Here is a 20,886-nt window from a genome sequence, read left to right on the forward strand (position 1 = left end):
AATGTGATGGAGGTGTGCGATGACTGACCTGACAATCGAAGAGCTGTTCGCGCACAACGACGACGTGCAGAAATCCCGCGCGGTCAGGCTATTGGCCGCTAAGAATCTCGCGCCGTACATCACGCTCATGGAGCGCCACCTGGACCGCAGCGCGAAGGTTTCCGAACCCCAGCTGGTGGCCAAACTGGACCGGGATCTTCAGGCGGTCGGCCTGGGGGAGCAGTCCGGACTTGCCCTCATCAAGAGCTGGGCAAGTGACGGCTGGTTGCACCGCGCGTCGGATGGCGCCGGTCCCGACGCCGAGAACGTCTGCTCGTTGACCGAGGACGCGCGCAGTGCGCTGGCCTTCGTCCGGCGCCTGCGTCGCGCTGACAGCGTCGCCACCGGCGGGTCCATCGCAGGCATCGCCGCGGGCCTCAAGCGGGTCGCGACTCAACTGGATGGCGACCCATCGCGGCTGCGTGCCGATATCGAGGCTCAGATCGCCGAGTTGCAGACCTACTTGCACGCGATCGACGATGGATACCGTCCTGAGCCGGACATCGTTGATCTCGAGGATGAAACCCGCGCCATCGCCTATCAGATGGAGCAGGTGATCACCGACATCGTGCGCTACGGCAGCATGCAGAACGAGATCACCGCGGGACTCATCGACGCTGCGGAGGACTCCGATTCCGGGTTCCGTGACCGTGCACGACGTATGTTCGCCGACTACGACGCCCTGTTCGACTCCCGTGAACGAGCCTCGTACGCCGCCTTCACCCGCACCATCCAGGACCCCGACCAACGCGCCGCCCTGCGCAGTGATATCGCCTGTGTCGCTGAGGGATTACCTGAGCTAGACCCGGGTTTGCGTGATGTCATGAAGAACTTCTTCAAGCTGGTTTCCCAGCAGATCGCGGAAGTTTCCCGCATCGAGCAGCGCTGTGCGCAACGTATCCGGCGATTCTTCGCCGCCGGCACCACAGAGCAGGCACGTGGCCGTGCGCGTCAGCTCAACGACGCTCTGGCCGCTGGGCACGCGCTGCTCAAGGTGTCCACGGCAGATTCCCCGATTGACGCCGAACTACCGATCGGCCGCTCCGCGGCGGCTTCCATCGGTGCCCTGTCCTTCACTATCAAGGACACCGCGCCGCCGGTGCTGGCCCAGGAAGCGCCATCGGGCCCCTTGGACTTGAGTGGATTCTCGGCATTGGCGACCCAGGTGGACATGGCCGCACTGGCCGAGACGGTGAACAGTGCCATTGCCAAGGGGCCAGTTTCCCTGCCCGACATGATTTCTCATGTCGACGCGCCGTATCTGGGTGACGTGATCGTGCTGTGGTCGCTGGCCCTCAAGCAGGACAACACCCTTGATCGCGAGTCGGTGAAGGTGAAGTTCCGGTCCCTGGATGGACAGGACCGGGTGATGGAGGTACCTCAGTTGATGTTCCGTGAACCGGTGTTGGCAACCCTCGATGAGGAGGGGGCGGCACTGTGACGACAACGCCTTTGGGAAACATCAACTTTGACGATCTGCCCGGTGTCGAGCCGGATGCATCGGCACCCAGAACCGTCAAGGGACCACGGTTCGACGGCGACACCAGCGACCTGACCGACAAGGCGTGCTGGGCGTTGCAGAACCTGGTGGCCCGGCGCTATCTGAGCAAGGACGGCCAGCCGGAGCTGTGGGCATCGATGATGGAGCACCGCAAGGTGCTGGCCTCACGTCTGTCCGAATTGGATCTACGGCTACGGGTTTTCGACGATCTCGAGGTCGCCTACGCCGAACCGGCTCCCTTGGAGAACCCCAGCGCGTATGGCGCCCGGGTGTTGCGCCGCGAACCCTTGGGCACGTATGCCTCGATCGTTGCGCTGCACCTGGCCAAGATCGCAAGGACCGCGCACGACGAGCAGGTGCTGGTCAGCCGCGACGATATCCATGAGCTCTTCGCCAATGTCAGCCACGACATCGACCGCGATGAAGCGATGCTGCGCGACCGCGTCGACGAAGCCATCAAACGCCTGTCGAAGGCCGAGATCCTGCAACGCACTCGCGACGACGAGCACAGCTACACCATCAGTCCCGTCATCAACGCGCTGATGTCCGCGCAGATGATCGAGGCACTGCAACGCCAATACGAGCAGCTGCAGCGTGGCGGTGCGGCCCCGGAAGACTCCACCGACGATGAAGAAGATGGCGATACCGATGACGATGAATGACGGCCTGACCGGCAGGCCAGGCGATTCGGCCACCCAGCAGTTCTGGTTGTCCCGACTGCAGGTCATCAACTGGGGTGTCTTCGACGGGTACCACACCATCGAGTTCAGCCGCCGCGGCACTCTGATCACCGGCTCTTCTGGTAGCGGTAAATCTTCTCTACTGGACGCGATTTCGCTGGCATTTCTGTCGTCGAACCGCCGTAACTTCAACGCGTCGAGCGATACCACCGCCGCCGGCTCGAGCATGGGCAAGCGCACCGTCGACAAGTACGTGCGCGGTCTGTGGGGTGAGCTAAAGAACCCAGGGGAGCGGCCAACGCAGATGTTCCTGCGCGGCAAGGGTGCGGCATGGTCGGCGATCGCGGTCACCTATTCAGGCACCGATGGTCGTGTGATCACCGGCCTCGTGCTCAAATGGCTTGCACCGGGGTCAGATTCGGACTCCTCGAGCCGCTACTACCTGATTGACGCCGACGCCGACATCCGTGACCTGTGCAATGCCTGGGCGAGTAAGGGATATTCGGCTGCGGTCTTCGACGGCGCGGGCTGGCGTGGGCACAAGAGCGAACGCTGGTATTTGGAACAGCTCTACGCCGCCGTTGGTATCCAAGGTTCCTCGGCTGCTCAGCAGCTTTTGGGTAAGGCCAAGTCGCTCAAAAGCGTTGGTGGCCTGGAACAGTTCGTGCGTGAGTACATGCTCGACGAGCCCGAGTCCATGGCCGCGATTTCCGAGGCGCTGGGGCAGATCACCCCTCTGGTGGACGCGCGTGCCGCGCTGGCGGTCGCGCAGCGTCAGCGCCAGACACTGGGCGATATCGAACAGATTCAGCAGACATACGCCAGCGATGCGGCACAGCTGGCCACCGTCGACGTGGTGGATCACCACACCGTCCGCGACTACGTTGACCAGCAGCGGCTGGCGCTGGCCGGCCCGGAGATCGATCTGTTGGACACCGAAATCACCCGGCTCGGCGGTGAATGCGACGAAATCCAGTCGCGCCAGGACATTCTCACTGGCGAACGGGACAAGCTGCTCGGCCGGATCGCCGCCGCCGACAGTAATCTCGCACCGCTCAAGAGTGAGCTCGCTCATGCCCGGGCCCGGGCCGAGGAGGTGTCGCGCCGCCGTACCGCCTACGACAGTGCCCTGTGGGACCTCGGCCACGACGAGGATGTCGAGTCCGCTGAGGAATTCGAAGCCATGCGGGTCGAGAGCCTGCGCGCAGTCACCCGGATCAATGCGGAACTCGAAGCGGGCCATGACGCCTATGTGATGGCGGCCGGCGCGTTGTCGACGGCGCGCGATCAGCTGCGGGCTGCTTCCTCCGAGCTCAAGCGCGTTGAACATGTCGGAACCTCGGTGCCTCCTGACGAGGACCGCATGCGTGGGGAAATCGCGGCGGCGCTGGGTCTTACCGCCAAGGAGCTGCCCTACGTCTGCGAATTGATGGATCTGCGGCCGGGCCAGGAACGGTGGCGCAGGTCGGTGGAGAAGGTGCTGCGGTCTACCGGTCTGTGCCTGCTGGTGCCCGACCAGCACCACCGGCAGGTACTGCGATACGTCAACGAGAACCCCATGCGCGGCTACCTCCAGATGGAGCGGGTGATCCCGTCCGGCGCGCCGCGGCGCGCCGAGCCGGGCACCCTCGCCGACTGTCTGCGCCTGACCAACCCCAATCACGAATGCGCCAGTGCTGCCATGAATCTGGTGGCGGGTGTGGGCGACTACGTGTTGGTTGATACACCCGACGAGTTCAGCAAGCATCGCCGGGCGGTCACCGATCAGGGCCTGCGCAAGGACGGCGACCGGCGCGCGGTCAAGGATGACCGGCGCGAGCTGCGTGCCTCCCAGTACATCTACCAGGGCAACGCAGGCGACAAGCGCGCCGCGCTCTCCGATGATGTGGTCGAGGCGCAGCAGGCCGTTGGTGACGCCGAGAAGTTCATCGGCGAGATGGACACCAAGCGTGAGGAGCTGCGTTCGGAGGTGGTGCGGTGGTCCAAGCTGCACAGCCAGTACGAGTACTGGAGCCAGATCGACACCGATTCGGCCGAGGCCGCCGTGGCACGGCTTCAGGACCAGTACGACGCGATGCTGGAGGCAAACCCCGACCTCACCGGACTGCAGCAGCAGGCCGATTCCTATCTCGATGAGATCAAGAAACTCTCCGAGCGTATCGGTGCACTGAGAAGGCAAGAATCCGAACATGATTCGCGCCGCACGAGACTGCTGGACCTGTTGGACAACTTGAACCCGCGCGAGGTGGGCGGGCACACCCGATCCGGTATCGAAGCGTATGTTCCGCAGCTGTCGTCAAGCCTGGATGTGCTGGAGCCGGACACCTACCGGCTGGAGCTGTGGCGTCAGATCGAGAAGGACCAGTCGGTGCTGCGGGAAAGCGTCACCCGTTCACGCAACGAGCTGAACCGGATCCTCAATGCCTACGACCGGGACTTCCCGGATTCGATTCCCAACGACAGTGAGAACTTCGACGAGAAGATCCACGATTACGTCGCCTTGTGCCGCCGAATCGACGAGCGTGATCTACCCGCCGCCTACGAACAAATGCTGCGACTCATCACCGAGCAGGCACCCACCGCAGTCCTGCGGTTGCATCAGCTCGCCGAGGAGGAGGCGCACCGCATCACCGACCAGATCGACCGGGTCAATAGCGGTTTGGGCTCGGTGGAGTTCAACAGGGGAACCCGGTTGACCTTGCGTGCCGAGCCCAAGGCGCTTGAGGCGGTGGGCGAGCTCAACGAGCGGGCCCGGCGGATTTCGGGGCGGGCCGTTGCGGTTTCCATGGGAGACGAGAAGGCCATCCACGACCAGTACCAGGACATCCTGCAACTGCGGAACCTACTGGCCGCGGAGACTCCCGAGGCCAGGCAATGGACACGCGATGCGTTGGATGTGCGCAACCGTTTCGTGTTGTACTGCGAGGAGCGCGACGCCGCCACCGGCGAGGCGATTCGCACCTATAGCAATGCGGGTGCGAATTCCGGTGGGGAGCAAGAGAAGCTGATGGCGTTCTGCCTCGCCGGTGCGCTGAGCTTCAACCTGGCCAACCCCGAATCCGGGGACAACCGGCCGGTCTTTGCGCAGCTGATGCTCGACGAGGCATTCTCGAAGTCCGATCCGCAGTTCGCGCAGCAGGCGCTGTCGGCGTTTCGTAAGTTCGGGTTCCAGTTGGTGATCGTTGCGACCGTGCAGAACACGACCACCATCCAGCCCTACATCGACAGCGTGGTCATGGTGTCCAAACCCGACGGCCCGGGCGTTCGGCCAGTCGCCTCGACGCGCACGGTGCCTATCGGGGAGCTCGGTGACGTGCGAAAGGCAGTCAACGCCCGCTGATCGGTGGATCGTCAGCGGCCCACGAACTCGGCGGTGGTTCGGGTCAGGAAGGCCTGTACGCCCAGCGCCGCGTCCTCGGTGGTGAAGAGTTCCCTGATGGTGGGCACCAGCTGCGTCTCGGCAGCCGTTTCGCCCTCGCGTATCGCCGAGCGGGCGTTGCGCAGGGTTGCCTGCACACCCAGCGGTGCCTGTCGCGAGATTGTCTGCGCGATGGCGATCGCCTTATCGACGTGCTCGCCGGCGGCAACGACCTCCTGCACGATTCCGATCCGGTGAGCCTCGGCGGCGTCGAAGGTGTCGGCCGTCAACATCCATCGCATTGCGTTACCCCAGCCAGCGGCTCGCGGGAAACGAATAGTGGCACCGCCGAATGGATAAATCCCCCGATTGATTTCGAGCTGCGCGAAGGTCGCAGTCTCATCCGCGATCACGATATCTCCGGCGAGTGCGAGCTCGATGCCCAGTGTGAGGACCTTGCCATGCACCGCGACAACCAGTGGCTTGGACAGTTGCGTCCCATCGACCTGCCATGGATTGATCCCGCCCTCGGGTGTCAGGGAGGCACCGCTTTGAATCTCGGCGGCCACACTCGCCAGGTCCAGACCGGCGGTGAACATCGTGCCCTCGCCGTACAGGACGGCGGCCCGTAGCTCCGCATCCGCCTCGAATTCGCCGAACGCCAGAGACAACTCCTGGAGCATCGTCTTATCGAACGCGTTGCGCTTGGCCGGCCGGTTCAGGCCGATGACCAGGACATATCCGTCGCGACGGATGCTCAGGGTTTCGTATTCAGACATTGACTTCTCCGTGTCGGTAGCGGATTATGTAGAGCAGCATACATAGACCCGTGCGCCCCGGGAAGGACGACGATTGAGCACCCCGCGTGAACGAATGGTCGCCTCGGCCGCCCTGCTGATTCGTGAGCGCGGGGCGCACGCGACGGCCATCTCCGATGTGCTCGAACACAGCGGTGCGCCGCGCGGCTCGGCGTATCACTACTTTCCCGGCGGTCGCACTCAATTGCTTGGTGAAGCAGTGGATCTGGCGGGGGAGTACATCGCCCGGATGATCGACGCCACACCCTCCGGAGTGGAGGCCCTGGACAGGCTTGTCGCGTCCTATCGGAAACAATTGGTACGTAGCGATTTCCGGGCGGGGTGTCCCGTCGTGGCAGTCGCGGTAGAGGCCGGAGATCCGGAGAGCCCAGCCAGTAACCAGAAGCTCATCGAACACTCGGCAGCGGTCTTCCAGCGTTGGATCGGCCTCATCGCCGAAAAGCTGGCCACCGCCGGTGTGTCCCGCGAACGAGCCGACGAACTGGCCATGCTGATGACAACCTCCCTGGAGGGGGCAATCATCGTCGCACGGTCCACTCGCGACATCACACCAATCGATGTGGTGCATAAGCAATTACGCACGCTGATCGAGGAGGCTTTGTCATGAACACCACCAATTGGTTACCCACCGCCTGCATCCTGTGTGAGTGCAACTGCGGCATCGTGGTCCAGACCGAGGGGCGCACACTCGCCAAGATTCGCGGCGACAAGGACCATCCCGCAAGCAAGGGATACACCTGCAACAAGGCATTGCGCCTGGATCACTACCAGAACAATGCCGATCGACTGACCTCGCCGATGCGCCGCCGACCCGACGGTACCTATGAGGAAATCGATTGGGATACGGCCATTGTCGAGATCGCCGAGGGCTTCAAGCACATCCGTGACAGCTATGGCGGAGACAAGATCTTTTATTACGGTGGGGGCGGTCAGGGCAATCACCTGGGTGGGGCCTATAGCGGTGCCTTCCTGAAGGCCATCGGATCCAAGTACCGCTCCAACGCGCTGGCACAGGAGAAGACGGGCGAGGCCTGGGTCGACAAGAACTTGTACGGCGGGCATACCCGCGGTGAGTTCGAGCACGCCGAGGTGTCGGTCTTCGTTGGTAAGAACCCCTGGATGTCGCAGAGCTTCCCGCGGGCGCGGGTGGTGCTCAACGAGATTGCCAAGGATCCGCAACGGTCGATGATCGTCATCGATCCGGTCATCACCGACACCGCCAAGATGGCCGACTTCCACCTGCGAGTGCGCCCTGGCGCCGACGCCTGGTGCCTTGCGGCACTGGCCGCGGTACTAGTGCAGGAAAATCTCTGTGACGAAGCCTTTCTCGCGGCACACGTCAACGGCACCGAGGAGGTTCGGGATGCCTTGCGTGCGGTACCGATCGATGACTATGCGCAGCGCTGTGGCGTGGCGGCAGATCTCATTCGCGCGGCGGCGCGCCGTATAGCCGCTGCCGAGAGTGTGGCGGTCTTCGAAGACCTTGGGATTCAGCAGGCGCCCAATAGCACGCTGAGTTCCTATCTAAACAAGATGCTATGGATTCTCACCGGAAGCTTCGCCAAACGCGGTGGACAACATCTGCATTCGTGGATGGCGCCGCTCATGGGTGGCTTCTTCGGCAACACCCCGGTGACCGGAGCCCGCATCATCGGGGGCCTGGTGCCGTCCAACGTCATCCCCGACGAGATCCTCACCGATCACCCCGACCGGTTCCGTGCGATGGTTGTCGAGAGCAGCAATCCCGCGCATTCCCTTGCGGATTCGGCGCGATGCAAGGAGGCCTTCCAGGCATTGGAGCTGCTCGTCGTCGTCGACGTGGCGATGACCGAAACGGCCCGCCTTGCTCACTATGTGCTGCCTGCCGCCACCCAGTTCGAGAAGGTGGAAGCAACATTTTTCAACCTGGAGTTCCCGCACAACACTTTTCAGCTGCGGCACCCGCTGCTGGAGCCCGAGTCCGGAACCCTGCCCGAGCCGGAGATCTGGGCGCGATTGGTCCGGGCATTGGGAGTGGTCGACGACGCGGACTTGCAGCCGCTGCGTGATGCTGCCGCGCAAGGTCGGGATGCCTACCTGCAGGCGTTCTTCGCGGTGCTCGCCAATCCGGTACTCGGCCCGCTGGCTCCGTACGTCCTCTACGAAACCCTCGGCCCGACCCTGCCCAAGGGGCTGGAGGGTGCCGCCGCGCTGTGGGGTCTGGCGCAGAAGGCGATGATGACTTATCCGCAGGCGGTGGCACGGGCGGGCCACTCGGACGGCAACGCGCTCTTCGATGCCATATTGAACAGCCCATCGGGCGTGACCTTCACCGTTCACGAGTACGAGGATGACTTCGCGCTGATCACGCATGCTGATCACAAGATTGCCCTCGCGATTCCTGAAATGCTGGACGAAATCAGAGGGTTGGCCTCGAGGCCGGCGCAGCTGACCACTCCGGAGTTTCCGATTGTGCTGTCGGCGGGCGAGCGACGGGCGTACACGGCCAACGACATCCTGCGTAATCCGTCCTGGCGTAAACGTGATCAACAGGGCGCACTGCGGATAAGCCTGGAGGACGCCCAACAGCTCGGCATAGCCGACGGTGATCGGGTGCGCATCTCCACTGCGGCGGGTAGCGCGGAGGCCACCGTCGAGATCAGCGACATGATGCAGGCCGGCCATGCCTCACTCCCGAACGGATTCGGCCTCGACTACACCGACGAGTCCGGTGAAACGCACGTGCCGGGTGTAGCACCAAACGCACTGACGTCGTCTGCCTGGCGTGACGAGTACGCGGGTACCCCGTGGCATAAGCATGTTCCCGCGCGCTTGGACACTGTGACCGCCGCCCTCTAACGCATGCGAGCGAGATACCTCCGGACGGTCTCCTCGGATTCGGTCATGACGCCGATGTATCCGTCTGGGCGCACCAAGACGAAGGTCGACGCGGTGATGTCGTAATCGGTCGACGGCGTGATGGGCGCGACACGAACGTCAGGGATATCGATGGCCCGGCCCTCCACCATGAGGAGGGTGAAGTGCGTACCTCGGAGCACGTCGAAGAGTCGATGGCCTTCCGGCAGTAGCGCATCGGGGGCTCGGTCGCCGGCCCGTAACGTGCCGGGTGCGGGGCGGTCGTCAACGGCCAGTGAACTCTGGCGATACGCGATATCCATCTGATGGAGCTGTGGTGCAGGGTCATTCGACGGTTCGAAGTTGCGATGATGCAGATCGGTGCTCATCCCCAGTACCGATGCGGCTACCGGCATCCGCTCCTCTTCGTAAGTGTCCAGCAGATACTCGGGACCGCCCGCGATGACTGTCGCCAACTTCCAGCCCAAGTTGTAGGCATCCTGCACGCTGGTGTTCAGACCCTGGCCGCCCGCCGAGGAGTGCACGTGAGCGGCGTCACCGGCCAGAAACACCCGGCCCTCCCGGAACCTGTCTACCATCCGCGTATTTACCCGATACAGCGATATCCACCGGAGGTCGTGCAGCACAATGTCTTCGCGTCCTGACCGCGCTACAAGGAGAGCCTGCACCGCTTCAAGGGTCGGCGGGGGAACGTCGTCGGTGGCCATGCTCGCGACAAACTGGTAATGGTCACTATTCGGCAGATTCCATAGCGAGAAGCGTTCCGATACCTGACCGCCCCGCGTCAGTACGTGACAGAACTTGCCGTCCAATCCGTCGGCGCGGACATCACCGATCAGTGTCCGTTCGCTCTCGAAGGTTTCTCCGGCGAAACCGACGCCAAGAACCTTACGTACTGTGCTACGCCCGCCGTCGGTGCCAACGAGGTACGAGGATCGTATCCGGTCGGGAGTCCCGTCCCGCAGCACCGTCACCGTGACCCCGTCAATATCCTGATCGAAACCTGTTACTTCGCAGTTGAATTCAACGTCGCTACCGAGTTCACGCAATCGGTTGAGCAGGATCTCATCGGTGCGCCATTGCGGCACCATCCAGAAGCCCGGGTAGGGAACCCCCGGTCCCGACGGAATGTCCGAACCCAGCATCTCCATCAGCGTGCGCTCGGCAACTATCTCGCGTCCGGCATAGATACGGAATGATGGCATCTTCATGCCACCGGACTGGATCGCGTCGGCAACTCCCAGGTCGTCGAACACCTCTTGGGTGCGCGGCGACAAGCCCTTGCCGCGAGAGCCCGGAAACAGGCCGGGCGCCTTCTCCAACACTCGGCACCCAATGCCGCGTCGCGATAATTCGCAGGCCAACGTCAGGCCTGTGGGGCCCGCCCCTGCAATCACCACGGTCATGAAACTCCGCCCCGAACAAGCACGATCAGCACATCGTCGACGAGCCGACCGATGAAGGTGTCGTCCACTGTCGCTTTCATGGTCAGCCGATGTGTGAGCATTGCCTCGGCGACATCGTGTATCAGCTCGCGGTCGACATCGGCGCGTGCCTCGCCCCGCGAAATCGCTCGGGACAGGGGTGCATCGAAAGGGGACAGGCCCGGATCGGCGAGGTGCCTGTTGATGGCGTCGGCCAACTCCGCGTCATGCTCCATTGCCCGCATGAGGTCTGTGTACAGGGTCGGTGGTATCGACGCGGTTTTGCGCCGCAGCATGTCCAGTGTTGCAATGAGGTCGCCCCGCAGCGAGCCGGTGTCGGGAACCTGGTTGTTGTAGCTCGCGTCGTGAGCATCGAGTGCGGCTTTGACCAGTTCGGCCTTGTTGTTCCATCTGCGGTAAATGGTCGTCTTGCTGGCATGCGCCTGTGCGGCAACGGAATCAATGGTGAAACGTTCGTATCCGTCTGCTACAAACACCCGCAGGGCGGTATCGAGTATCGCCGCGGTGCGCGCTTCGCCTCGTGGCACCATGATATTAAGTGTACGTCAGGCGTACACTTAATATCATTCCTTAAGGACTGCCTCGAAGGCCACTCGGTCACCCCGGAAGAGTGAGCGCACGCATTCGATCGGTCGTCCGTCGGTGTCGAGCGTGCGTCGGTGCAGAAGGAGCATGGGCATAGCTGTCGAGGTGTCCAGAAGTGATGCCTCGCGTGGTGATGCGAGCACCGTTTCGATGCGCTCGACGGCACTGCCGAACCCGACTCCCAGTTCGCGTATCGCCTCGTATAGCGAGGTGCCGGGATCGAATGTGTTGCGAAGGGAGCTGAACCGCGACTTGGGTAGATAGGTGCTCTCCAGTCCGAGCTTGGCGCCATCGGCGAGCAGGACGCGTTCCAGGTGCATCACCGTCGAGGAGTTTCGGATGCCGAGGTCCCGGCACAGGTCCGGGTCTCCGGTGATGTCCTCCCAGGTGACCAGCAATCGCCCGGGGGTTCGGCCCTGGCTCTGGGCGCCCTCGGTGTATGACCGTAACGATAACGGCTGCACCAGCTTCGGCGCAGATACCACAGTTCCGCGCCCGCGCCGCTCGATGCGCCCTTCCACGAGCAGCTCGTGCAGCGCTTGGCGGACGGTCTCGCGTGACACCTCGAATCGTTCGGCAAGATCGCGCTCGGGCGGAACCGAATCTCCCTCGTTCAGTGTCGAGAGAATGTGGTCGAGTTCGGTGCGTACTCGGTAGTGCTTGGGAAGTCGCACGTCAGACGTCATGCCGTGTCACCACCTTTCGGGCCAGTGCGAGTACGTGGGGAATGGAAAGCCCTTTGGCCCCGGGAATCTTCGCTCCATCGTCGAACCGGCGCAGCCGGAGTGCGTCGGGCCACCACGGGTGCTCACTCCATCGGGTATCGTCGCCGGCTCCTCCCTGGCTGGCCAGCGATGCCACGGATGCGGCGGACAGATGCGACGCGTAATCGGAATCAGTCAGTGCGAGGTACCGCTTGGCTGCGACGTGCGAACCGGCAAGCCATCCAACCCGTTTCCCGAGGCGAGGGGTAAGCCATTCGCGCGCGACAGAATCGTGTCGGTGGTCGGCGGCGGTGCCGAGGATCGGACTGTGCCCGATGTCGTGCAGAACCGATGCGAGCAGCAGCTCATCGTCCGCACGGTCGGCATGGGCGAGGTATCCGGCTTGCAGGGCATGGTCGAGCTCGTCGACGGCCTCCTCGTCCCATATCCCGCGCAGCGACATCAACACTGCTTCGAGTTCGTCGACGGTGTCCACGGACTGAGCGTACGCCAAATTGGTCTATACCAATTGTTCATGCGGTGTTCGCCCCCACGTTCTTGATTGGTCTAGACCAATGCAAGACGCTGGTGACATGCGAGTGGTTGTTGTTGGTGGCGGGATTCTGGGAACGGCCCATGCGTGGGCTGCGATTGAGCGTGGACACCACGTGGTGCAGCTGGAACGTGAACCGGAAGCACGTGGGGCCACCGTCCGGAATTTCGGCCTGGTGTGGGTTTCCGGCAGGTCGCCTCGAGAGCTGGAGGTCGCGCAACGGTCTCGGGATCTCTGGCAGGGGATCGCGAAATCGGTTCCGGGTACCGGCTTCCGGGCAATCGGATCGCTCACCTTGCTGCAGACCCAGGAAGAGATGGCTGTCGCCGAAGAGGTGATGGCGCGCTCCGACGCCGGTGCGCGTGGATTCGCACTGCTCGACCCGGATGCTGTCCAGCGGCGTAACCCCGCACTGCGCGGAAAGTTCCTCGCCGGGCTGCATTGCGCTCGGGACGCTGCCGTCGAGTCGCGCGTGGCTCTGCCGGCCATGCGGTTGCACCTCAAGGAGACGGGTCGGTACTCCTTCCTGCCCGGCGCCGAGGCCCGGTCGGTCGACACCACATCCGACGGAGTCTCGGTTCGCGCTGATGACGGCGAGGTGTACCGCGCGGATGCGGTTGTCATATGTGCGGGGGCGGCGCACGGCGGACTGGTGCGAGAGTTACTGGGTGACTTCCCGGTTCGCCGGGTTCGGTTGCAGATGATGCAGACCGCCTCACTCGGTGAGGAGCTGACCACGGCGATCGCGGACGGAGACAGCCTGCGTTATTACCCCGCATTCGCCGGTGATGCGCTCGACGCCCTGAATGCCGTGCAGCTCCAGGAACCGACGGCCGCCGAGTACAAGATGCAGCTGCTGTGCGTGCAAAGACTGCACGGCGGACTGACGATCGGGGACACCCACGAGTACACCGAACCTTTCGCCTTCGACGTTGATGAGGCTCCGTATCGACACCTCATCAACAGGGCCGAGGAACTGTTGGGGCGCAAGCTCCCTCCGGTGGTACGGCGGTGGGCGGGGGTCTACTCCCAATGCACCGACCCGAACGAGGTCGTCTATCGGCGCGAGGCGGCGCCGGGGGTATGGGTGGTGACCGGCCCCGGCGGGCGCGGAATGACCCTCGGCCCGGCTATCGGTGCGGACACAGCTGACCTGATGAACCTCTAGTACAGACGACCCCAGGAAAGGGAAAACGATGTCCGATATTCCTATTCGTCTTGCCGTACTCGACATGGCCGGCACCACGGTCGCCGATGGCGGAATGGTGCTCAAGGCATTCGAGACGGCGGCTACCGCCGGTGGTATCGAGGAGGTGGGGCCTGAACGTGATCGCGCCCGTCAGTACGTCATCGACACCATGGGGCAATCGAAGATCGCCGTATTCCGGCACCTACTCGGCGACGAGGGCAGGGCGCAACATGCGAACCGGACCTTCGAGGACGCGTACGACGGGCTCATCGGCGACGGTCATGCCAGGCCGATTAACGGTGCGGTGGAGGCTATTTCGAAGCTCAGAAAGGCCGGCGTCAAAGTCGCGCTCACAACCGGCTTCAGCGCCTCTACCAAGGACAAGCTACTTGCGGCGCTTGGATGGGCCGACATCGCAGACTTGACACTGGCTCCTTCGGAGGCGGGGAGGGGCAGGCCCTACCCGGACCTGGTGTTGACGTCGGTGCTTCGTTTGGAGGTCAATGATGTTCGGGAGGTCGCGGTCCTGGGTGATACCTCAAGCGATGTGTTGGCTGGTCATCGCGCCGGCGCGCAGATTGTCGCCGGGACACTGACCGGCGCTCATGATGCAGCCCAGCTCAGTACCGCGCAGCCCACGCACATTGTGCACTCGGTGGGAGAGTTCGCCGACATCGTCCTGCGTCGAATCTGAAAGAGCAGGACATGAAACATCTCCCGCTGATGTGGGTGCTGAGGTTCGTATCGACCGCGACAGTTGTTCTGGCGGTGAGCGGCTGCGGCGGCACCGGTGGCGGGACCGGTCCGAACTCCGTCACCGTGTACAGCGCGGACGGGCTGGGCTCGTGGTACGAGATTCAATTCGAGAAGTTCACCCAAAGTACGGGAATCTCCGTGAATCTCGTGGAAGCTGGTTCTGCTGAGGTGGTTTCGCGGGTAGCCAAGGAGAAGGCCAACCCACAGGCCGACCTGCTGGTCACGTTGCCGCCCTTCATCCAGAAGGCGGCAAGAAGTGATCTACTCGTTGGCGCCGGGGTTGACGTCTCTACGGTCGCCGAGAACAACCGAGACGCCGATGGTAGATACGTCGCGATAGTCGACAACTACCTGACGTTCATCGCGAACCCTGCCGCAGAGCTGAAAGATGCGCGCTGGAGCGACTTTCTGAGTCCGAGGCTCAAGGGCAAACTTCAGTATTCGACACCCGGGCAGGCCGGGGACGGGACCGCCATGTTGGTTCTCCTGCAGCACCTCATGGGAGAGCAGGGTGCCATCGACTATCTCAGAAAGCTGCAGCACAACAACGTCGGGCCGTCCAGCTCCACAGGCAAGCTTCAGCCCAAGGTCAGCAATGCAGAACTATGGGTGGCCAATGGAGACGTTCAAATGAACCTCGCATCGATCCGCGAGGATCGCTCGAACTTCTCGGTGTTCATCCCCGCGACCGATGATGGTTCCCGCTCAACGGTTTCCCTTCCGTATGTTGCCGGCATCACCAAGGGCGCCCCGCGGGTGGAGAACGCGAAGAAGCTGCTCGGCTACTTGCTATCCGTGGGTGTTCAGCAGACGGTTTCTGGCGAGGCATTGGGGATGCCGGTGCGTACCGACGTACGACCCGAGACGGGGCCCAACACGCCGGCGGAAGTCCTGGACGGAGTCAACATCTGGCATCCGGACTGGAACCAGGTGCTCGACACCCTTGATGCGTCATTCATCGCCTACCAGAAAGCGACCGGGAGCTGATATGGACCGCAGTGCCGAATTCTCCTCGCCTAAAAGGTTTGTCGGCGACATCCTCGCTGGAACTCCTGTCGACCCTGCCCCGAGTTCTGGCGCTATTGCGGACGCGCCGGCGATCGTCTTCGACCATGTGACCGTCGCCTACGGCCGCGGCAAGAAGAGGGCCGAAGCGTTACGAAACTTCAACCTACGTATCGCTCGCGGTGAAACGGTGGCCCTTCTTGGACCTAGCGGATCGGGAAAGTCCACCGCGCTCAAGGCACTCGCCGGCTTCGTGCGGCCAACCTTCGGCACGGTCAGATTGGATGGGCAAGACGTGACGGACCTACCGCCCGCGAAACGAGGAATCGGCGTAGTTGTGCAGTCCTATGCACTGTTTCCTCATATGCGCGTGCGAGACAACGTTGCCTTCGGTTTGCGGGCACGTAGAACCAAATCCGGCCACATCGCGGCGCGTGTCGACGAAGCGCTGGCGATGGTGAGCATGTCCAGCTATGCCGACCGTTATCCACGCGAGTTGTCCGGCGGTCAGCAGCAGCGCGTGGCCATTGCACGCGCGCTGGCAATCCGGCCCCGGGTGCTGCTTCTGGATGAACCACTTGCCGCCCTGGATGCACAGTTGCGTCAGTCGATGGTCGCCGAGCTGCAGCAGCTGCAAAAAACCTTGTCGGATACCGCCATGCTGTACGTCACCCACGACCAAAGCGAGGCATTGGCTCTGGCGGACCGGATTGCCGTCATGCGCAACGCGGAGCTTGTCGATGTCGATACCGCACGGAACCTGTGGACCCGGCCGCCCTCCGATTTCACCGCGAACTTCCTCGGTGGGGCGAACCTGATCCCCTGCACCGTGGGACGGGTGTCGGGTGAGTCGGCACTGGTCTCGGTGGGAGACAAGGTACTGAGCGTCACCGCACCAAAGCCCGAAGTCGGCCGTGACCCTTGGGCGCCCGGAGCCAATGCGATGGTGTGCATACGCCCACACGCACTTTCCGTGGTCGCCGCGAGCGAACCGGGTGCACTGCGGGCACGCGTGGCCACCCAGGTGTGGCGCGGAGCATCGACCAGGCTGTCGCTCGCGGTGAACGGATTTCCCGACCAGCTCATTGACGTGGACGTCCCCGGGCATGGCGAATTTTCACCAGATTCTGCTGTCGGCGTGAAGTTCCCGGAGCCGGCCGGAGTCCTCGTCACCATTCCGGGGGAGGCGGAATGACCACGGTTCTGGAACGCGCCAATCCCACGGACGCAAAACCCGGTAGGGAACCACGGCGGACCGTGCCCATGCTGTGGGCGCTGCCGCCGCTTGTCGTCATGATCGTCATCATCGTGTACCCGCTGCTGCGTGTGTTGTCGAATTCCGCTGAAGGAAAGGGGAACAGCACGTGGCTGGCGGTGCTGACCTCAACGCTATTCCAGCGTGCCCTGGTGAGCACGGCGCAGATCGCGGTGCTCACCACCATCGGTTGCCTGGCGTTGGGAACATTTATTGCCATCGTGCTGTCCTTCGTGCCGTTTCCGGGGTCGGAATTGGTCGGACGACTGATCGATACCGTCCTGGCGCTCCCGTCTTTTCTGATCACCCTCGCCTTCACCTTTCTGTACGGCACCGCGGGTGCGGTCAACGCTGTCGTCGCGGGTATCTCCGGAGGAGCGCGTCCGCTGGACTTCCTGTCCAGTCCTACCGGAGTGATCCTGGCCGAGATCACCTTCTTCACGCCGTTTGTGGTGCGTCCCTTGCTGGCCGCCTTCGCGACAGTCCCACGCGAACAGTTGGATGTTGCCGCGAGCCTCGGGGCCTCACCGTGGCGGGTGCTGCGCACGGTACTGATGCCGGAAGCCTGGCCGGCCCTGATGGCAGGCGGCAGCTTGGTGCTACTTCTGGCGCTCAATGAGTTCGGGATCGTCCTATTCACAGGTGCCAAGGAAGTCGTGACACTGCCGGTCCTGATCTACACCCGGGGCATCGTCACCTTCGATCTGCCGGGCGCGGCAGTCATCGCGACCATTCAGGTAGCGCTGTCACTTGCGTTGTACGGCCTGTACCGGATCATCTTCTCGCGCATGGTGTCCAGGCGGACTACGTTTCACCCCAAGGGGGCATGACATGCTGCTGTGGACCAGGCGGAGCAGACTTATCCTGTGGACGGTCTTCGTGGCCGCGGTCACCGTGATCTTCCTGGCACCGATTGCCACCGTGGTGCTCGCCGGATTCGCCGGCACGTGGACTGGCCCGTTGCCCTCGCAGCTCGGGTTTGAGCGATTCGGGGAGGCGCTCAGCGGTGACGATCTCGCCAGTTTGGCCGTCAGTCTGCAGACGGCCCTCATCGCGAGTGCATTCGCATTGGTGCTCGGCGGCTGGGCCGCGTTGAGTGTGCGCGAGGTGCCGCCATGGTTTCGGAGAGCCATTGATGTCGTCTTCCACCTACCGATCGCAATTCCCTCGGTGGCCATCGGTCTGGGATTGCTGATCGCTTTCAATGAACGTCCCTTCTTACTCGGGGGAACGAAATGGATTGTGATCCTTGCGCATACCGCACTTGTGTTGGCCTTTGCCTTCAGTTCCGTTGCTGCGGCGCTGGAACGTCTTGATCCGGCCTACCGCCAAGTGGCGGAGTCGTTGGGCGCGGGGCCGGGGCGGGTACTGGCGAAGGTGACGCTGCCGCTGCTGATGCCGTCACTGGGTGCGGCCGCCGGACTGGCGATCGCGCTGTCCATGGGGGAGTTGGGAGCGACGGTGATGGTGTATCCGGCCACGTGGAGAACCCTGCCGGTGACCATCTTCGGTCTCTCGGACCGTGGGCAAGTGTTCTCGGCGGCGGCATCCACGACGCTGCTGCTTCTGGTGACGTTACTCGCGCTGCTCGTGGTGGGCAGGGTTCGCGGGAAGGCGGCACTTCGCTAGGCCGAACTGCCCCCAAGCGGGTCCGCCGCTCCTATGATGTCGCTGTCCACATCACCAGACGGGTACGCATTGGCAGATACCGGCGACGGCCACCATCGCTTGGTGGCACAGCCCCACAGCGAGGATGAAGGTCCAATCGCTGAGGCGGAACGCCGTGCGGCACAAATACGTTCGGATCAACACCCGCTCGGCCGCCGTGGCACCACCTGGAACCGCCATGCTCCCTTCTACGTCGGGCTGATGGCGTCGGCCGGTGTGGCCGTGACCTACGGTGTCGTCCATCTCTTGGCGGCTATGTCCTCGGTGTTGATTCTCATCGGGCTGGCGATGTTCGTCGCATTGGGGCTGGAACCGGCGGTGTCATGGTTGGTCAACCACAGATGCCCGCGCTGGGCCGCAGTGTCTGTGGTGGTGTTGGTGGCCTTTGGTGCGCTGGCCGCGTTCCTGGCCGCAGCGATCCCGCCGCTGGTGGAGCAGGGAACTCAGCTAGTGCACCAAACTCCTCGCTACATTCAAGCGGCACAGGACCATTCGTCATTCATTGGTCAAATCAACGATCGGTTCGATGTGCAGCGTCACATCGGCGAGTTCGTCAACCGTGAAGGGGACACCGCGTTCTCGGACCTGTTGCGCGCTGGAACCGCCGTGTTCGGCGCGCTCGCGGACCTCGGCATCGTCGCGGTGTTGACCATCTACTTCCTCATCGACATGCCCCGCATCCGTGCCACGGTGTACCGCCTTGTACCGCACTCGCGTAGGCCACGAGCTGTCCTCATCGGTGATGAGGTGTTCGCGAAGGTGGGGGCCTATGTCGGCGGCAATGTGGTGACCTCGATCATCGCCGGGGTCGCCACCTTCATCTGGTGCGCCGCGTTCGATGTGCCCTACGCGGTGCTACTCGGGGTATTGGTCGCGATGTTCGACCTCATTCCCTACGGATCGACCGTCGCGGGCATCGTTGTTGCCGCGGTGGCGCTCACGGTGTCCATCCCAGTGGCCGCCGGTACCTTGGCCTTCTACGTCGGATTCCGTTGGTTCGAGGATTATGTGTTGACGCCCAAGGTGATTGGTCGTGTAGTCAAGGTGCCCGCAGGGGTCACCGTGGTCGCAGTGCTTATCGGCGGTGCGTTGCTCGGCATCGTCGGTGTGTTGGTCGCCATTCCGATCGCGGCGGCGGTTCAGGTGCTTGCGCAGGAACTGCTGTTCCCGGCGCTCGACGAGGCGTGACTACTGGTACAGATACACACTCTCGGCCGCGCACGGCGGCCGGTCCTTGCCCTCGATCTCGTATTTGATGCCATAGGTCGCCTCCACGGTGCCCTTATCGCGCAACTTGGCCGACAGCAACGTGACATGTCCGCGTACCCGTGCTCCCACGTGTAGGGGCGCAGGGAACCGCACCTTGTTCACGCCGTAGTTGAGTACGGCGTCATATGACGCGATCTCAAGCACCTCGTCCAGGAACGCCGGGGCGAGTGCGAGCGTGAGGTATCCGTGCACGATGGTCCCGCCGAACGGGCCGGCCTTGGCGCGTTCGGTATCGGTGTGAATCCACTGCCTGTCACCCGTCGCGTCGGCGAACTCGTTGACCTGTTCCTGGGTGATCTGAACCCAACTGCTGGTACCCAATTCGACTCTGCCCAGGGACAGCAGCTCCTGTGGTGTCGCCAGCTTGGTGGACATACCGCGCACTCCTTTTCGGGTCGTGGTGCCTGATCGCATTACCGACTTCTCATGCCGGCTGGACCCTTCTTACCCGAGATCGCATGCCTGCCACGGGACAATGCCGAAATCCGGCAGCACGGTACATGCGGGTAATGTTTGCCGACATGAGGTGGTCGGTGCCGCTGGTGGTCGCGTTGCTGCTCGGGGTAGTGGCGTGCCAACGTGGGGTCGACGGCGAGGCGACGGCCGATCGGGCATCCGTATCGGCGGGACCCATTCAGCCCGCCCAGCTCGATCAACTACTCACTCCCGCGCAATCGTTGAGCGTGACGCCGGGAAAGCCGCTATTCGAGACCGATATGCAGTCGGTTCTGTGGATCGGTGCCGACCCCGCCGAATGCCAGGGGGTTGTCGGATACGGCCGTCATCCGCTTTTTCCCACGAACTACACGGGGCGTGAGGCACGGACGCAGACCGATAACCAGTACCCGAACCAGCATCAACTCCTCGAGGTGTCGGCCACCTACCCCGGTGATTTCCAGGCGTCGAGATTCCTCGAGTCGGTGCGTACCACCGTCTCCAAATGTCAGCTTTCGGTCGCTGCCTGGGGGGATGACCAGAAACGCAATACGGTCACGCCCGGCCCGGTGGTTCCGGGTTCGCCGGACATGGTCCGCTGGTCGACGAATCTGGATGGTGATCAATGGATTTGCGAGTTCACCGTGATCGCCAAGGCGAACGTGATCTCGCAGCTGGTCACCTGCTCGGCGGATCGATCGATTGACAACAAGGCACTGTCGGACAAGCGGCTCCAGAAAATTGAGGAGCTGCTCAACTCCAAGGTCTGA

General features: G+C 63.0%; 19 protein-coding genes. 13 read left to right on the plus strand and 6 right to left on the minus strand.

Annotated elements, in window-relative coordinates; genetic code table 11:
- Positions 1 to 19: 19 nt before the first annotated feature.
- From BB28_RS07255 to BB28_RS07265, 3 genes are read left to right on the plus strand one after another with little or no spacing between them, the layout of a single operon-like run.
- Positions 20 to 1,480, plus strand: a complete 1,461-nt coding sequence (locus BB28_RS07255; RefSeq protein ID WP_046253005.1) for a DUF3375 domain-containing protein — start codon at positions 20 to 22, stop codon at positions 1,478 to 1,480.
- Entirely contained in the window at positions 1,477 to 2,202 is a 726-nt protein-coding gene (locus BB28_RS07260) for a DUF4194 domain-containing protein (RefSeq protein ID WP_046253006.1), read from the plus strand. Before BB28_RS07255 ends, BB28_RS07260 begins: the two co-directional genes overlap by 4 nt.
- Positions 2,195 to 5,560: an ATP-binding protein gene (locus tag BB28_RS07265; RefSeq protein ID WP_046253007.1), complete on the plus strand. Its 3,366-nt coding sequence runs from the start codon at positions 2,195 to 2,197 to the stop codon at positions 5,558 to 5,560. Before BB28_RS07260 ends, BB28_RS07265 begins: the two co-directional genes overlap by 8 nt.
- Positions 5,561 to 5,571: 11 nt before the next feature.
- On the opposite strand, the gene BB28_RS07270 is transcribed toward BB28_RS07265, so the two are convergent.
- On the minus strand, positions 5,572 to 6,357 hold the full coding sequence (locus BB28_RS07270; RefSeq protein ID WP_046253008.1) for a crotonase/enoyl-CoA hydratase family protein: 786 nt from the start codon (positions 6,355 to 6,357) through the stop codon (positions 5,572 to 5,574).
- Positions 6,358 to 6,430: 73 nt separating this feature from the next.
- Between BB28_RS07270 and BB28_RS07275 the strand changes: the two genes are divergently transcribed.
- On the plus strand, positions 6,431 to 7,003 hold the full coding sequence (locus BB28_RS07275; protein ID WP_046253009.1) for a TetR/AcrR family transcriptional regulator: 573 nt from the start codon (positions 6,431 to 6,433) through the stop codon (positions 7,001 to 7,003).
- A complete protein-coding gene (locus BB28_RS07280) occupies positions 7,000 to 9,234 on the plus strand; it encodes a molybdopterin-dependent oxidoreductase (protein WP_046253010.1) in 2,235 nt (744 codons plus the stop codon). The genes BB28_RS07275 and BB28_RS07280 overlap by 4 nt, the downstream gene beginning before the upstream one ends.
- On the opposite strand, the gene BB28_RS07285 is transcribed toward BB28_RS07280, so the two are convergent.
- Genes BB28_RS07285 through BB28_RS07300 form a run of 4 tightly spaced genes read right to left on the minus strand, consistent with a single transcriptional unit; the run spans position 9,231 to position 12,482 of the window.
- Positions 9,231 to 10,658, minus strand: a complete 1,428-nt coding sequence (locus tag BB28_RS07285) for an FAD-dependent monooxygenase (protein ID WP_046253011.1) — start codon at positions 10,656 to 10,658, stop codon at positions 9,231 to 9,233. The two genes, BB28_RS07280 and BB28_RS07285, sit on opposite strands and share 4 nt — an antisense overlap.
- Positions 10,655 to 11,227 carry a TetR/AcrR family transcriptional regulator gene (locus BB28_RS07290; RefSeq protein WP_046253012.1) on the minus strand — a complete coding sequence of 191 codons (573 nt, stop codon included), beginning with the start codon at positions 11,225 to 11,227 and terminating at the stop codon, positions 10,655 to 10,657. Before BB28_RS07290 ends, BB28_RS07285 begins: the two co-directional genes overlap by 4 nt.
- 33 nt (positions 11,228 to 11,260) lie before the next feature.
- On the minus strand, positions 11,261 to 11,968 hold the full coding sequence (locus BB28_RS07295) for a GntR family transcriptional regulator (RefSeq protein ID WP_046253013.1): 708 nt from the start codon (positions 11,966 to 11,968) through the stop codon (positions 11,261 to 11,263).
- The gene (locus tag BB28_RS07300; protein ID WP_165690397.1) at positions 11,958 to 12,482 is read right to left on the minus strand and encodes an HD domain-containing protein; all 525 of its coding nucleotides are present in this window, start codon (positions 12,480 to 12,482) and stop codon (positions 11,958 to 11,960) included. Before BB28_RS07300 ends, BB28_RS07295 begins: the two co-directional genes overlap by 11 nt.
- A gap of 97 nt (positions 12,483 to 12,579) precedes the next feature.
- On the opposite strand from BB28_RS07300, the gene BB28_RS07305 reads away from it, so the two are divergent.
- The 7 genes from BB28_RS07305 to BB28_RS07335 all read left to right on the plus strand — a co-directional run bounded on the left by BB28_RS07305 (position 12,580) and on the right by BB28_RS07335 (position 19,600).
- Positions 12,580 to 13,707: a TIGR03364 family FAD-dependent oxidoreductase gene (locus BB28_RS07305; protein WP_046255617.1), complete on the plus strand. Its 1,128-nt coding sequence runs from the start codon at positions 12,580 to 12,582 to the stop codon at positions 13,705 to 13,707.
- Between the two features lie 28 nt (positions 13,708 to 13,735).
- Positions 13,736 to 14,422 carry a phosphonatase-like hydrolase gene (locus BB28_RS07310; RefSeq protein ID WP_046253014.1) on the plus strand — a complete coding sequence of 229 codons (687 nt, stop codon included), beginning with the start codon at positions 13,736 to 13,738 and terminating at the stop codon, positions 14,420 to 14,422.
- Between the two features lie 11 nt (positions 14,423 to 14,433).
- Positions 14,434 to 15,471, plus strand: coding sequence for a 2-aminoethylphosphonate ABC transporter substrate-binding protein (locus tag BB28_RS07315; RefSeq protein WP_419894512.1), 1,038 nt, complete (start codon positions 14,434 to 14,436; stop codon positions 15,469 to 15,471).
- 1 nt (position 15,472) lies between these two features.
- Positions 15,473 to 16,684 carry an ABC transporter ATP-binding protein gene (locus BB28_RS07320; RefSeq protein ID WP_046253015.1) on the plus strand — a complete coding sequence of 404 codons (1,212 nt, stop codon included), beginning with the start codon at positions 15,473 to 15,475 and terminating at the stop codon, positions 16,682 to 16,684.
- The gene (locus BB28_RS07325; protein WP_075874213.1) at positions 16,681 to 17,574 is read left to right on the plus strand and encodes a 2-aminoethylphosphonate ABC transporter permease subunit; all 894 of its coding nucleotides are present in this window, start codon (positions 16,681 to 16,683) and stop codon (positions 17,572 to 17,574) included. Before BB28_RS07320 ends, BB28_RS07325 begins: the two co-directional genes overlap by 4 nt.
- Before the next feature lies 1 nt (position 17,575).
- On the plus strand, positions 17,576 to 18,373 hold the full coding sequence (locus BB28_RS07330) for an ABC transporter permease (protein WP_046253016.1): 798 nt from the start codon (positions 17,576 to 17,578) through the stop codon (positions 18,371 to 18,373).
- Positions 18,374 to 18,475: 102 nt separating this feature from the next.
- Complete coding sequence (locus BB28_RS07335) at positions 18,476 to 19,600, plus strand: AI-2E family transporter (protein ID WP_046255620.1); 1,125 nt, start codon at positions 18,476 to 18,478, stop codon at positions 19,598 to 19,600.
- Here the strand turns inward: BB28_RS07335 and BB28_RS07340 are convergent, their stop codons facing one another.
- Positions 19,601 to 20,056: a MaoC family dehydratase gene (locus tag BB28_RS07340; RefSeq protein ID WP_030094965.1), complete on the minus strand. Its 456-nt coding sequence runs from the start codon at positions 20,054 to 20,056 to the stop codon at positions 19,601 to 19,603.
- A 134-nt stretch (positions 20,057 to 20,190) separates the two neighbouring features.
- Between BB28_RS07340 and BB28_RS07345 the strand changes: the two genes are divergently transcribed.
- A complete protein-coding gene (locus tag BB28_RS07345; protein WP_046253017.1) occupies positions 20,191 to 20,886 on the plus strand; it encodes a sensor domain-containing protein in 696 nt (231 codons plus the stop codon).

The sequence above is a fragment of the Mycobacteroides chelonae CCUG 47445 genome, assembly GCF_001632805.1.
GTDB lineage: Bacteria > Actinomycetota > Actinomycetes > Mycobacteriales > Mycobacteriaceae > Mycobacterium > Mycobacterium chelonae.